The organism is Rossellomorea vietnamensis, from assembly GCF_001305855.1.
In the GTDB taxonomy this organism is placed as follows: domain Bacteria; phylum Bacillota; class Bacilli; order Bacillales; family Bacillaceae_B; genus Rossellomorea; species Rossellomorea vietnamensis_A.
Genome location: NZ_LIXZ01000007.1, coordinates 177038 through 191131, shown reverse-complemented (window position 1 = coordinate 191131; position 14094 = coordinate 177038). Strand labels below are relative to the sequence as shown.

Below are 14094 nucleotides of genomic sequence, written 5' to 3'. Positions count from 1 at the left end.
CTTAGTGCTCGTGACCGCCATGATCTTCATGGTCGTCATCTTCATCTTTTTTCTTCATATCGTCATGGTCCATGCCTTCGTGGCCTTCCATATCCATATTGCCATGAACCGACTTAGCATCTTTATCTGCTCCATCCACCGTAGTATCAAGTCCGTACTTCTGGCGGATCGCCATGGCATACTCCGAATTCTTACCATGATCGACGAATGCTAAATGAGTAGATGAAAAAGTCATCTTATCAACCGTCTCAGGAAGCATCAGTTTTTCATACGTATCTTCCGTCAATTTCGGTTCGTCTTGAGCATCTTCTACCCAATCTTCATATTTGTCTTGTTTCATCGCAACAAAATCAAACGTTTGGTGCGTCATACCTTCACCAGTGAAGTTGGAATTTCTTCCATCATACGTTCCGGGTTCATCAGCCTGCAGGTATAAGTCATTGACCATTCCAGGCATACCATAGATCTGACCGCCGATTTGCGGTACCCAGAAGGAAGCCATGGAGTCTGCCGCGGTTACTTTAAAAAGAATCGGATGATCCTCAGGGACATTGACATAGTTTACGGTTTCGATTCCTTCTTCAGGGTAGCTGAAGATCCATTTCCAATCGACAGCCGTCGCATGGATGACGATTGGATCCTTATGAGCAGTCGCTTCCGGTGCGCCCCTTAAATCATACAAGGCTTTGGTATTCGGAATCGATAATGCAATGACGATCAGGACGGGAATCAAAGTCCAAATGATCTCCAGAAAAGTACTTCCATGCATATCCGGTTTGTAGTCACTATTTTTTTTACTGCTTCGATACTTGAATAATATAATCGTGAAGAATCCAAGAACGACAACCATAATGGCAATCATATAGTAAATCGATAGCATGATCAGATCTTTTTGGACGGCTCCGACCGGCCCTTTGGGATCCAGGACAATTAACTCGCTATCCGTACTGAATATAATGATGAAAAATAACGATATTAAACTTATTAAGACAATTAAATACGGTTTAAATTTATTAAACAAAAGAAATCACCTTCCTTTATGTAGAATTTACTCTCGTAGACCTATACTATCAAATTCTCTAATCAGGTACCCTTCATAACTTCATTTTTAAACAGATTTTCGAAATTTCGACGCATTTTATTCACAGAACGGTAACAATGTTGGAAAGAATTGCTCAATGGACAAAAAAATAGCTCTCAAAGTTATCTGAGAATAACGTTGAGAGCGGTTTATAGGTTGATTATTTAGAATATTAATAATCATCATTCGGATAATGAGAGTTGATTTCAAATAGTTTTTCAGCTTACTATTATGTCAGAAAAACGTTCAAATCTAATAAATCTGTCCCCTCAAGAAAGTTTTATATCTGAATGATTTTTTCAGTTAGGCTGATTCTCCTCTTTACCACCTAACTCAAACGGAGAATATACTCCTTCATAATCAACGATTGTCACCATTCCCCTGGCAGCATGATTGTTATCATGGCAATGGAATAACCATTCTCCCACATTATCTGCTTTAAAATAGATGACATATTCCTCACCTGGCTTTACATGTATCAAGTCTTTGACAATCGGCTTTTTAAATTCTTTTCCATTTTTAGAGTTCACCTGGAAACGGTGACCATGAAGGTGCATAGGATGATTCATCCTGCCTTTATTTCTCAGGGTGACTTTTACAATGTCTCCTTCTTCCACCCTAATAGGTGGTGTATCAGGAAAGGTTTCATCGTTAATTTGAAAGGACATACCTTCCCCCATTGACATGCCCATGCTTAAATCCATGTCATAGGTAACATCGGGTTCAGGCTTTTTGTCAAAAATAAGGTTTTCACTTCCATATGAAATTCCTTTCGCCACACCTGCTCCCCTTGCAAGTGACGCTTTTTGATCGGAGTGTTTATCATTAGACACAACTGGTATCATCATGTCTTCCGCGTGTTCTACATTCTGTTCCTGCCCAATGAACACCGTCTCCTGATCGGGCTTCTTAAATTCCACATCCACTCTTTCACCAGGTGCAATTTCAAGAACATTGGTGTTGTGATCTTCAGAGACCACTCCTTCTGCATCATTCGCCATCACCCTCATTGATCCCTCAGGAAAGACCAACCGATGAACCTGGTATCCGGCATTCACGAATCTCAACCTTGCTTTTTCACCCGCTTCCATCGTAAGTGGCTCAATGGCATTTCCGGATTTTCCATTCACGGTAAAGGTATCGTACATTTGTTTCGTATCCGCTTCACCGTCTCCGGACATGGCTCCCTTCATCATCCCTCCCATATTGGAGATATCCTCTTTTTCTTGATCTACTGCCCACTCATCGAGCATGAAGACTTCATCTCTCTTATACTCTTTATCCTTTTCTTCTACAATAAACGATCCATATAAGCCCTTGTCGACCTGTACAGAGCTTTGTTGATGGGAATGATACCAATACGTACCCGCATCATTTGCTATAAATTCGTATGTAAAGCTTTCCCCGGGCTGAACAGCATCTTGAGTCAAACCTGGGATCCCATCCATTTTGTTCGGCAGCAGAACCCCGTGCCAGTGAATTGTCACGGGGACATCAAGCTCGTTCTTAAGCTTTACTTGTACAAAATCACCTTCCGTTACACGAATAGATTTTCCAGGAACCGTACCATTATAAGTCCAAGCATCTACTTTCTTTCCCTCACTGATCTGCCACTCCGTATCCTGAGCCGTTAATTCGAATTTTTTTACATTGCGGTCACCTTTTTCTTGTGCACTAACGTCTAATATACTCGTCCCCCCGTCCTTCACCCCCTTAGGCAATGCCCTCTCCCCGCTTTTATACCAGGGTGATTGAAGAAATACTATCACCCCGATTGCCACTAATAAAGTAATGAGTATGCTTCCAATAATTTTTCTATTCATCGCTGCCTCTCCTAACCGTTTGTCGTACTAATCTGTTTTTTTCTAGTAGAGTCCTTGCTTCTCAATGGTTATTATTCTTGAATTTTCCTTTTAAGCCGTTCATATTCTTCTTCCGTAATTTCCCCTTTTGCCAGTCGGTCCTTTAATAAACTCAATGAATGACGATTCGCATTGTGCGTCAGGTTGTTCTCTTTCGGCGTCTTCGCCCTCATCATCCAAATGAATACGCCCGCAATCGCCACGATCAATATGATAAAAAGAAAGCCGGTCCCAAAAAATCCGCCGCCCATTCCTCCACCATTCATCATAAAATCATCTCCTTTAGGTTTTTCATTCAATTATACCCTTTATGGTATTTTTAAAAACAACCCTTAAGCCACATTCAAAAACCTTTGTCTTTGTAGCATCATGGGGATACCTTAGTTTTCCCCCATAAATGTGCAAATTTAATGAAGAAAACAACTAAAAAAACAAATCAGAAATGCCCTTGATTATTATCTACTGGACATTTCTGATTTGTTTATAGCATCCGTGTCAGCTTTAGCTGATCTAATAAAGTTATTTCAACCCTAATAATTGCTTGATTTCTTCTTTATTGTTCTCAAAACCAATCAAATTCTTTACCACTCTTTTTTGGCCGAATATACCTTTTTTATAGAAAGCAAAGGAAGGAACGATCCTGGAGCCGGTTATCTCCTTGAGCTCTTCCTCAAACCTTTTATCTTCTCCTACATTCTTATGGACATAGGCAATGTTCTTCCCATTCAAGTATTCTTTAGCAGCTTGGCAATCTGAACAGGTGGGTCTGGTATAAAGTTCTAATGCAAGGTCTTTACTCATCGTATTTTAGAGCTCCTTTCATAAAGAACTATTTCTCTGATGGTTTGAATCCTTTCAGGCGAAGGGCGTTCAGCAAGACGGATACGGAGCTGAAGCTCATGGCTGCCCCTGCGATCATTGGATTTAGTAACGGTCCTCCGAACAGGTATAAGATTCCCATGGCAATAGGAATACCGAGGATATTATAACCAAATGCCCAGAAAAGGTTCTGCTTGATATTCCTTATGGTCGCTTTACTTAATTCAACGGCTGTCGGTACATCCATAAGGTCACTTCTCATCAGGACGATGTCTGCCGATTCCATGGCCACGTCCGTACCGGAACCGATGGCAATCCCGATATCAGCTTGCGCAAGGGCGGGAGCGTCATTTATTCCGTCCCCGACCATCGCCACTTTCCTGCCTTCTCCTTGAAGCTTCTTGACTTCATTTGCTTTGTCTTCAGGCAGTACTTCACTCAGCACGCGGTCGATCCCTACTTCTCTCGCGATTGCTTCCGCTGTCCGTTTGTTGTCTCCCGTGATCATTGCCACCTGGAGCCCCATTCTGTGAAGTTTTTCAATGGCTTTTAAACTCGTTTCTTTTACCGTATCGGCGACAGCAATGATGCCCGCAATCTCGTCTTCTACGGCGATGTACATCGGCGTTTTACCCTCGGAGGCCAGCCGGTTCGACACCTCAGCCAATTCACCGACATTGACATCATTTTCATCCATCAGCTTGCGGTTTCCGAGGAGCAGATCGTCTCCTTCGACCGTCACTTCAATTCCCTGTCCAGTAATGGCATCAAAGAAATCGGTTTTGCGAAGGGTGAGCCCTCTCTCCTCCGCCTTACGGACAATCGCTTCGCCAAGCGGATGTTCAGAACCTTTTTCAGCTGAAGCAGCAAGGATCAGAAGCTCTTCTTCTGACATCCCTTCTGACGTCACGATATCCGTCACGACAGGCTTTCCTTCCGTGATGGTGCCGGTTTTATCGAACACGATGGTTTCTATTTTATGGGTCGTTTCAAGAGCGCCGCCGCTCTTAATCAGTACGCCATTCTCAGCACCTTTACCGGTACCGACCATGATCGCTGTAGGTGTGGCGAGTCCCAGTGCACATGGGCAGGCGATGACGAGAATCGAAATGGTAATCGTGAAGGCAAAGAGGCCCGACTCCCCTGAAATGTACCAGGCGATTCCCGATAGAATCGCAAGAACTATGACGATGGGAACGAAATATCCCGATATGACGTCCGCCATTTTGGCAATAGGGGCCTTTGAACCTTGCGCATCTTCCACCAGCTTGATGATCTGCGATAATGCCGTATCCTTTCCGACTTTCGTCGCCTCGTATCGGATGGTACCGTTTTTATTGATGCTTGCACCGATGATGTCAGAACCCGGCGTTTTCTCAACAGGCATACTTTCTCCAGTAAGCATCGCTTCATCGACGGATGTTTTTCCTTCCGTCACGACTCCATCAACGGGAATCTTTTCACCAGGCTTCACGACGATGATATCTCCTACTTCCACTTCTTCGACTGAAATCTCGACTTCCGCTCCATCTCTTACGATAGTGGCTGTTTTAGGTGCCAGCCCCATTAGCTTCTTAATTGCTTCAGACGTTTTCCCTTTCGAAAGGGCCTCGAAATATTTCCCTAATGTAATGAGGGTAAGGATGACGGCTGCCGATTCAAAATAAAGGTTCTGCGCATAGCGTTCACTGCCTGCCAAAATCATGATGCTTGCAAACAAACTATAGAAGAACGCTGCCCCCGTTCCGAGAGCCACCAATGAATCCATATTGGGATGGCGTTTGGAAAGCGTCTTAAACCCAACGGTGAAAAATGGTTTCCCCATCGCTACCACAGGAATGGTAAGAACCAGTTGGATCAATGCAAACCCAGTTGGGTTCACCATTGGATCGATCGCTTCGGGCAGTGGCATGCCGAACATATGCCCCATGGAAACCAGGAGCAAGGGAACGGTGAAGACGGCTGAAACCCAGAAGCGTTTCCACATGGTCTTGATGTGCTGCTCTTTCTTGTCTCTGTCTTCGTCCGCTGAATCTTCTTCGTCAGTGTCCTCCTGCGCTTCATAGCCGGCATCGGAAACGGCATCCTTAATATCAGAAACGGTTACGGCGGTGGGATCATATTTTATGACCATTTTCTCTGTCGCCATATTGACCGTCGATTCCTTAACGCCATCCAATTTTCTTGTCGCCTTTTCCACCGATTGCACACAGGATGCACATGTCATGCCCGTCACGCTAAATGTTTTTTTCTCCATCTCTGTGACTGCTCTATAACCTGCGTTATCCACAGCTTGCTTGATTTCTTCAAGTGAGAGCTCATTTTCGTCATAGGTTATATTCAATTTCTCCGTTGCAAGATTTACGTTTGCTTGTTGAACACCAGCCAGCTTCTTCGTTGCTTTCTCAACAGCCTGTGAACAAGAGGCACATGTCATCCCTTCGATGTTTAATGTTTTTTCAATCATTGTTTTAACCACCCTTTATTTTGCAGGTTCTGTTTGATATCCCGCATCAGACACCACTTTACTTAAACTGTCTGGTGATTGCTTCGATTCGTCATACTTCACCTTAGCCGCACCATTCTCGAGATCAACTTTGGCTTTTTCTACTCCGTCCAGTTCATTTAAAACAGTCTCTACTTTTTTTACACAATTCCCACATGTCATTCCAGATACGTTTAATAATGTTTTTTCCATTGCTAAAACACTCCTTTGATTTTTAATGATGGCAGTTCATGCCGTGATCTTTTTTGCAGGTACACTGTCCGGGTACGCAATTACATGCGATTTCATCGACAGCATCTTTTTTCTTAGTTTGTAAAACTTGTTCAAGAAGAGTGATATCATCATGACTCAGCGTTGCCTCTCCAATCAGGTCGGCAATCGTCTTCCCCACCGCCCGGCTGCATATATGAGTAAATAATCCTGACTTCAATGTTTTGAGGCTTTCTTCCTCACTGACTCCCGGCCTGTAAATGAACCGGTTGCCTATTTTTTCGGTTGTCAGCATCCCTTTTTTGACCAGGCGCCCAATAAAGGTTTTCGTCGTTGCCGGTTTCCACTCTTTCTTTTCCTGAAGGACGGCACTTATTTCCTTGCTGGTCACTTCTTTGAGCGTCCAGACAACTCTCATCACTTCCCACTCAGAATCCGTGATTTCCGGTTTTTCTTCTTTGGGCAAGGTAATCACCCCTCCACTGTTTACAATTGTAATCGATTTATGTTTATAGTTTACAACTGTAATCGATTTTAGTCAACAGATTGAGTTAGAATTAATTAAAAATGGGGTTGTACCCTTATCCTGTGTATATATTGTGTACCACTGGCGGTATTCTATAAACTCCTTCCTTTTTAAAACGAAAATATGCCGTTGGCCAAAAAAGAGATGATTCGTAAAAGATACGGTCATCTCTTTTTTCTTTTATTCAACTGGTGTTAATTCGCTCTCAGTGACCCATTTGTGATTCTTTACTTCTTCTCCACCTGTAGTAGGTGTGTAATCTACCATATAAACCGTCATTTCTTCAGCAGATTCAATGTTAGCCGCCGCCCCTTTCATCCCCTTCATATGATCGGCATTCAAGACGACCTTTTCTCCAGGTTTATACGGCTGATCACCAAAGTCTTTCAGTTCTTCATGAATGACCCATTTATGATCCTCCACTTTCTCTCCACCAGTGGTTGGTGTATAGGTAACAGTATAAACAACCGTGTCGTAAGCCCCTGTAATGGTTGCTTCTGCATCCTTCATACCTTTCATATGATCAGCCTTCATGACGGCCTTGCTTCCCACTTCATATTCTGGGCTAGTTGATTCTTTCAAGCCATTCGGTACCTCTTCCGAACCTGAGTGATTCATGTCATCATGTTCCATACCATCCATTTCTTCGGACTTCTCCGCCTCATTATCACTATTTGTTTTATTCTCATCTTGATTATTTGAACAAGCACTCAACATGAGAAACAGAGCTATAACAATAAATAGGAACCAATTTCTTCTACGTTGTTTCATAAGTAGGACCTCCTCGAGTAATTTCTTTAAGAATTCTACCCAGTAAATATGCAAATTATATGGAGAACAGACAAAGGATATTTTCATTACAGTTTCTTTAGGGTATCGTATTGAGTACTTAACACTAATTGGTGAATTAAAATAGGAGAAATCCCTGTGCATACTTTTTTCATATTTTTCCGCTAAACTAAACAAAGAAATATATAAATGAGGTTGCCAATATGAATAAAATTTCAACCAAGTTAGCTGCTTACTTTACGATAGCCGTATTTATCATGGAAGGTTTGTTAATGTTATACCTCCATGACAATATTATTGATGCTCGGATTCAGGAGGAATTTCAGTCCATCCTATCCCGAGGGAACAGCCATCGTGATGTATTAGAGGATCGTTATTCAAATACGACCTTGCATCATATTGCCCTTATGGAATCCAAAACTGAAACCGAAGTTGTGATAACCGATAAAAATCATCAAGTGATTATCAGTTCGAAGAAACTAACAAAAGGAATGAGGGAATTAATTAATGATAGCCCCCGATCTTTGCCTCGTGAAGGAAGGGTGATTGAAGCTAATTGGAAGGACATGAATTATTTAGCCACGGTTACAGCTTTTGAGAAAGATGGAAACGCAGGCTATGTTTATATGTTTAAAAGCGCAACTCCTTTACGGAACTTAATTAGTAAACTAAACGGACACTTTCTACTTGCAGGAATCATGAGTCTCATCATCTTAGCCTGTATCCATATTCTTCTGTCCAAAATATTGACCCGGCCACTAATTAGAATGAAGCAAGCCACTGAAGAATTGAGCAAAGGGAATTTCGAGGTCAAGCTACCTCACCTGGGAAAAGATGAGCTTGGGGAACTAGCAGCATCAATCAAAACTCTAGCCAATGATTTAGAAACCATTCAACACGACCGATCTGAATTTCTGGCTACTATTTCTCACGAGCTGAGAACCCCCTTGACGTATGTTCTTGGCTATACGAATGTAGCGCTTCGTGAAGAAATCTCTGAATCTGAAAGAAAAGAGTACTTAACGATCATACAGGAAGAATCTAAAACCATTGTCACATTAATCGAAAATCTATTTGAGCTTGCCAAAATTGATAAGAATAACTTTTCCATTCAATTGGAAGAGATTCAACTATCCCCATACTTTCAAAAAATCATTAAAAAGATCACACCTGCTTTTAAAAGTGAGGGAATGAATTTAATCCTATCTATCAAGGATTCATTTTCATTCCATGCAGACCCGATCCGTCTGGAACAAATCATCATGAATCTCTTAGATAACTCCTTGAAATATTCAAAGGCCGGTTCAACAACTACTGTCCTCGTCCGACAGCATGTAACTGGTAAAATGGCCCTTACAATCATCGATCAAGGTATAGGGATTTCAGCTGAGGAGCTGCCTCAGGTATTCAACCGATTGTATCGGGTAGAAAAATCACGCTCAAGGGAATTTGGAGGTTCCGGTCTCGGCTTATCCATCGTAAAGGAGCTCGTGGAAGCTCACGGTGGGAACATCTCGATGAAAAGTGAACCGAATAAGGGGACATCAATTACTATCATAATTTAATCCTTGGAGGTTTGACCTGTGAACACCATTTTATTAATAGATGACGAAACAAAAATGTTAAATCTTTTGGAACTTTATCTCACTCCTCACGATTATACGTGTGTAAAGAAAAATAATGGTTATGATGCGATTCAATATTTGAAACACCATCCAGTAGACCTGATCATTTTAGACATTATGATGCCGGAACTGAATGGCTTTCAAACATGTGAAAAAGTCAGGAACTTTTCCCATGTTCCCATCATCATGTTAACAGCCAGGGGGGAGAAGGGTGACATCGTGAAGGGATTAAACGTAGGTGCCGATGATTATATTACTAAGCCTTTTGACGAAGGTGAACTTATCGCACGGGTAAATGCACTCTTCAGAAGAAAAACCAGTTATGATCAAATAGATGATTCGCAACAACTGACCAGGGGCAGTTTCACATTGGACGGACACACCTATTCGTTAAAGTATCAAAATCAAATTCTTTCCTTAACCTTAAAGGAATACAATATCCTGCATTCCTTGATGAAAAATACCGACCGCGTATATACCAGGGAACAACTCCTTTTGATGGTGTGGGATATCAATTCCAAAACTGACATCAGAACCGTCGATTCACATATCAGGAACCTGAGGGATAAATTAAAAAAAGCCGGATTCCCCATCGAGGACCATTTGAAAACAATCTGGGGCATCGGGTACCAGTGGAAAATATAATAGAGAAAGCGGGAAAAATTAATGAAACACATCAAAACATTCTTTCTAGTATCTTCATTGGGTATCATGGTATCTGGCTGCTCTGCATCAGATGAGGAATATTCCTACGTCAAATCGAAAGATACGACCATCGATCACATTCACGGAATCGGGTATCCGAATAATCAAGGAGATTTGGTCATTGCTACCCATGATGGATTAATGAAATACAAAGATTCCACTTGGTACGGAACCAATAGTCTTAAACACGACTATATGGGTTTCCAGCCGTATAAAGATGGATTTTATTCCAGCGGTCACCCGGAAGAAGGGTCAATATTAAAAAACCCCCTTGGCTTGGTCAAAAGCACCGATGGCGGCAAGTCATTGGACAAGTTGGCCTTATACGGTGAAACCGACTTTCATTATCTCGGGGCCGGGTACCAGTCCAAAGCCATTTATGCGATTAACGAAGAGCCAAACTCTGAGATGGAGACAGGGCTTTACCGCACCATGGATGAAGGGGGAAATTGGGAAAAGGCAGAGATGAAAGGGTTTGACTCTACTTCAATCGGAAATATCGCGGTTCATCCTTCAAAGAAAGAGATGCTGGCCATCTCCAGTAAAGATGGGGTATATGTATCAAAAGACGGCGGAGACTCCTTTACAAAAGTAGAGAATTCCCAAACGGTCACCAGTATCTACTTATCCAAACGGGTCGGGCTTTTTTCCAGTATTGAAGAAGGAAAGATACAATTATACGAATGGGACTTTAAATCTAACAAAGTTCACCCCTACCCTACTCCAAAATTATCTAAAGATAATCCGATTATGTATATCTCCTCCAACCCAGAAAGCTCTGATGAGTGGACGGTCGTGACCTATAATAATGATATTTATCAAACGACCAATAACGGTGAAACATGGGATGAAGTTGTAAATGAAGGAAAGATTGCAAAGTAAGATATTAAAAAGGAGTGGAGATCCATTGAATGGTCTCCACTCCTTTTTGCTTACGCGATTTTCTTACATTCTTCTGCACAATTGAAGCATGCATCGGCACATTTCTGACAATGATCGTGATCATGTTTCTTACATTCTTCCCCGCATGTTTCACAAATCTTCGCACAAACCTGTGCCAGTTCAGCTGCGAATGGTGTTCCCCTCACTAAGGATTGTTCTAAGTATGCACATATGTCCGCACATTCACGATCCAAACGGATACACTCTTTCATCATGTTAATATCCTCTTCTTGTAAACAAGAATCGAAACAGTGGTTACAGGCTTCCATACACTCGTGTAATGCTTTGATGGCAGATTGATACTTTTCATGTGACATTTTATCTTCCTCCTAAGTAATAGTTAGTTGTTACACATTTACTATATCCAGTTAGAAACCCATTAAACGGAAAAAACCCTTTTTTCTCGGTTTTGTCAGGTTTATTTTATTTTGCATAGAATCTGCATAAACACAGGGTATACATAGAAGATTTATAATGTAGGACAAAGGTAAAAAGGATGCCCCATAACTATTGGACATCCCTTATCTTGTATCAATTCACCCTATTAAAAAATAAATAAAATCGTTCCTACTGCTAAATAAACTAAACATACATACGTCACAATCGTCTTGAACTTCGAATCTCCCTCCATCATCATCATGTGCGAGTGGGCATCGGATTCTTTAAATAATTTATTTAAATAGATGGATACACCGGCCACTACCACGAAGACGATATTCAACCAGAATGTATAATCAATCTTAAACGGATCTTCATTCATGACCTGCTTGGCATCTTCAGGGAGAACGCCCATGGCTGTAAATCCGTAGTGCATGCCAAGAGCGGTTAAAATAATGGATACGTAAAAGACACCTGCAATATATAAGGCCGTTTTCAATCCGTAATATTTTTTATGAACAGCAATAATGGGAGGTACGACTAAATCTGAATAAATAAATGCCATGATACCTGCGAAAGCCACTCCACTTGATGCAAGTATGGTGGAGATCGGAATATTCCCCATCGCTCCGATAAAGGTCAGCATTGCAACCAATGGCCCTATGAGTGCATTTTCCAATACCTTTAAGAATGTGTCAGGCTGATCTGCCATAAAGAAACTTTTCCATGTGTCTTCCGATACAAAAGTCGCCATCATCCCTGCAATCGTAAATCCGATCGTGATTTCTTTCCATACCATCTTCCAATTCATGACGAATTCATGACCGACCTGAAGCCAGCCTTCCTTGGATCTTATCTTCTCTTTCCAATCGAAATCCTCATTTTCATCATCTTCATCCTCCACGTGTTCCCTCGCCTCTTCTACCAATTGTCGAGGGAAAGTGAGTTTCACTAATAACCACGTGACGAGGATGAGTACAATTCCACCAATCATTTCAGCTAAAACAAACTGCCATCCTAAAAAGATATAAATTAGGATTCCTAACTCTATGACTAAATTCGTAGACGCAAATAAAAATGCAAGGGTTGGAATAAAATGTGCCCCTTTCTTAAATAAATTCCTTCCAGCCGCCAGAGCCGCAAACGAACAGGATGAACTGATCGCCCCAAACAGCGAGGATAAACCGACGGACTTTAAGCTCGCATTCCCCATATACTTCACCATTTTATCCTTTTGGACAAATGCCTGAATCATGGAGCTGATCAAATACCCTAGTACAAAGGCCCACCCTGATTTCCAGAAGTAACCCAGCGAGGTCTTGGCTGATTCACCGATTAAATCTAACAAAGAATCATCTCCTTTTCTTTTATAGGTGATAATACGATACCCTTTAAATATGCAAATATAATGCAAAATGGAAAAACAACTTGGTTAGAATTGATTTAATAGGGGAATCTTTCATCTGCAAACAATCTGCAAATTTCTGGGGTATAAATCATATGATGACAAATACATTTAGGAGGATTCTATGAAAACACACGAAAAAAGTGAACTATTCGCCAATAAACCAACTACTTTCAACCACCGCTCAGAAGAAAATCTCATAACACTGGACACGAAAAATGTCTCTAGAGTGCAAACAGATCATATTCTGGAGGCTTCCCTCCACACTTCCCAAATGATTTGGCCGGCCACCCATGATGAAACACGCCCCGGCACGGTCATTCTCTATCCTAAACATTCATGGACCACTGGATTGGCATCAGTCAATTTTGTCCATCACCCCAACAACGGGCCCGTTTTCCATTTCGAAACGGATGGGATACCAGAAGAAGTGATAAACGAAATTGAAAGACTGCAGCCTAAAGGGAATTCTGAAGGGATTCAAATAATGCTTATGGGAGACGTGTCTGAACGGGTTTATAACCAAGTATCTTCCTACAAGGTCCAATCATTAGAAGCAGATACTGATGCTCAATTTGCGTATAAAGCAGATGAAGAATATGCAAGGTTGACAGATGAATATCCCGAAAATATTCTTATCGTATCATCCGAGGATGAGGCAAAATTATTTTCCCTTGTAGCTGGTTATTGGATTGCCCATATGCCTGAGCCTATTTTATATGTAAATAGGAATGACATTCCAAACGAAACCATTAAAGCCATCAAGAAAAGAGAGAATCCAAATATATATATTCTAGGCCCTGAAACCATTGTTTCTAAACAGGTAGAAGAAAAGCTGAGTACAATCGGGAACGTGTCTAGAATTCCCGGTAGTAATCCTGTAGAGTGTTCAGTTCAATTTACTATGTTTAAAGACGATGACAGTGGCTTCGGCTGGGGTATCAACAAGCCTGGAAGAGGACTTTCATTTATTTCAACCTCACAGCCTGAATTGGCTATTGTCACTACTCCGTTTTCACACCTTGGAAAGCATTGTCCTCTACTTTGGCTTGATCGGGGTAAGCTGGATGATTCAATCAATCATTTCCTTGCAAAGATTAAACCTACCTTTAAAGAAACTCCACAGGAAGGTCCTTATAATCACTCCTATTTGATAGGAAGTACTGGAACCATTTCTTATGAGACCCAGGGGATAATTGATAACATGCTTGAAATTGTTCCAGAAGACGGCGAAGGACATCACTAA

14 protein-coding genes are annotated in these 14094 nt (G+C 41.5%); 4 read left to right on the top strand and 10 right to left on the bottom strand.

The genetic code is table 11. From position 1 onward, the window contains the following. Position 1 precedes the first annotated feature (1 nt). The 8 genes from qoxA to AM506_RS11370 form a co-directional block, all read right to left on the bottom strand. Complete coding sequence (gene qoxA, locus AM506_RS11405; protein ID WP_060672610.1) at positions 2–1021, bottom strand: cytochrome aa3 quinol oxidase subunit II; 1020 nt, start codon at positions 1019–1021, stop codon at positions 2–4. Between the two features lie 359 nt (positions 1022–1380). Beyond that, on the bottom strand, positions 1381–2904 hold the full coding sequence (locus AM506_RS11400) for a multicopper oxidase family protein (RefSeq protein ID WP_060672609.1): 1524 nt from the start codon (positions 2902–2904) through the stop codon (positions 1381–1383). 71 nt (positions 2905–2975) lie between these two features. After that, the gene (locus AM506_RS11395; protein WP_060672608.1) at positions 2976–3212 is read right to left on the bottom strand and encodes an SHOCT domain-containing protein; all 237 of its coding nucleotides are present in this window, start codon (positions 3210–3212) and stop codon (positions 2976–2978) included. 250 nt (positions 3213–3462) lie between these two features. Continuing rightward, positions 3463–3744, bottom strand: coding sequence for a glutaredoxin family protein (locus tag AM506_RS11390; RefSeq protein ID WP_060672607.1), 282 nt, complete (start codon positions 3742–3744; stop codon positions 3463–3465). Positions 3745–3772: 28 nt separating this feature from the next. Continuing rightward, the gene (locus AM506_RS11385) at positions 3773–6229 is read right to left on the bottom strand and encodes a heavy metal translocating P-type ATPase (protein WP_060672606.1); all 2457 of its coding nucleotides are present in this window, start codon (positions 6227–6229) and stop codon (positions 3773–3775) included. A 15-nt stretch (positions 6230–6244) separates the two neighbouring features. Then, positions 6245–6460, bottom strand: a complete 216-nt coding sequence (locus AM506_RS11380) for a heavy-metal-associated domain-containing protein (protein WP_060672605.1) — start codon at positions 6458–6460, stop codon at positions 6245–6247. 22 nt (positions 6461–6482) lie between these two features. Further along, on the bottom strand, positions 6483–6944 hold the full coding sequence (locus AM506_RS11375) for a CopY/TcrY family copper transport repressor (protein ID WP_082386332.1): 462 nt from the start codon (positions 6942–6944) through the stop codon (positions 6483–6485). 240 nt (positions 6945–7184) lie between these two features. After that, complete coding sequence (locus AM506_RS11370; RefSeq protein WP_060672604.1) at positions 7185–7775, bottom strand: DUF1541 domain-containing protein; 591 nt, start codon at positions 7773–7775, stop codon at positions 7185–7187. A gap of 221 nt (positions 7776–7996) precedes the next feature. On the opposite strand from AM506_RS11370, the gene AM506_RS11365 reads away from it, so the two are divergent. Genes AM506_RS11365 through AM506_RS11355 form a run of 3 tightly spaced genes read left to right on the top strand, consistent with a single transcriptional unit; the run spans position 7997 to position 11005 of the window. Then, complete coding sequence (locus AM506_RS11365; protein WP_060672603.1) at positions 7997–9358, top strand: sensor histidine kinase; 1362 nt, start codon at positions 7997–7999, stop codon at positions 9356–9358. Between the two features lie 18 nt (positions 9359–9376). Then, the gene (locus tag AM506_RS11360) at positions 9377–10063 is read left to right on the top strand and encodes a response regulator transcription factor (RefSeq protein WP_060672602.1); all 687 of its coding nucleotides are present in this window, start codon (positions 9377–9379) and stop codon (positions 10061–10063) included. Between the two features lie 21 nt (positions 10064–10084). Continuing rightward, positions 10085–11005, top strand: coding sequence for a F510_1955 family glycosylhydrolase (locus tag AM506_RS11355; protein WP_060672601.1), 921 nt, complete (start codon positions 10085–10087; stop codon positions 11003–11005). A 50-nt stretch (positions 11006–11055) separates the two neighbouring features. Here the strand turns inward: AM506_RS11355 and AM506_RS11350 are convergent, their stop codons facing one another. Next, complete coding sequence (locus tag AM506_RS11350; protein WP_060672600.1) at positions 11056–11382, bottom strand: four-helix bundle copper-binding protein; 327 nt, start codon at positions 11380–11382, stop codon at positions 11056–11058. Between the two features lie 227 nt (positions 11383–11609). Then, a complete protein-coding gene (locus AM506_RS11345; protein WP_060672599.1) occupies positions 11610–12791 on the bottom strand; it encodes a permease in 1182 nt (393 codons plus the stop codon). 181 nt (positions 12792–12972) lie between these two features. Between AM506_RS11345 and AM506_RS11340 the strand changes: the two genes are divergently transcribed. Then, entirely contained in the window at positions 12973–14094 is a 1122-nt protein-coding gene (locus AM506_RS11340) for a cell wall-binding repeat-containing protein (RefSeq protein ID WP_060672598.1), read from the top strand.

What these genes read in the sequence shown, in the direction of transcription:
- AM506_RS11400 (WP_060672609.1), bottom strand. Translation starts at nt 2,904, where the DNA reads ATGAATAGAAAAATTATTGGAAGCATACTCATTACTTTATTAGTGGCA.
- AM506_RS11395 (WP_060672608.1), bottom strand. Translation starts at nt 3,212, where the DNA reads ATGATGAATGGTGGAGGAATGGGCGGCGGATTTTTTGGGACCGGCTTT.
- AM506_RS11390 (WP_060672607.1), bottom strand. Translation starts at nt 3,744, where the DNA reads ATGAGTAAAGACCTTGCATTAGAACTTTATACCAGACCCACCTGTTCA.
- AM506_RS11385 (WP_060672606.1), bottom strand. Translation starts at nt 6,229, where the DNA reads ATGATTGAAAAAACATTAAACATCGAAGGGATGACATGTGCCTCTTGT.
- AM506_RS11380 (WP_060672605.1), bottom strand. Translation starts at nt 6,460, where the DNA reads ATGGAAAAAACATTATTAAACGTATCTGGAATGACATGTGGGAATTGT.
- AM506_RS11370 (WP_060672604.1), bottom strand. Translation starts at nt 7,775, where the DNA reads ATGAAACAACGTAGAAGAAATTGGTTCCTATTTATTGTTATAGCTCTG.
- AM506_RS11365 (WP_060672603.1), top strand. Translation starts at nt 7,997, where the DNA reads ATGAATAAAATTTCAACCAAGTTAGCTGCTTACTTTACGATAGCCGTA.
- AM506_RS11355 (WP_060672601.1), top strand. Translation starts at nt 10,085, where the DNA reads ATGAAACACATCAAAACATTCTTTCTAGTATCTTCATTGGGTATCATG.
- AM506_RS11350 (WP_060672600.1), bottom strand. Translation starts at nt 11,382, where the DNA reads ATGTCACATGAAAAGTATCAATCTGCCATCAAAGCATTACACGAGTGT.
- AM506_RS11340 (WP_060672598.1), top strand. Translation starts at nt 12,973, where the DNA reads ATGAAAACACACGAAAAAAGTGAACTATTCGCCAATAAACCAACTACT.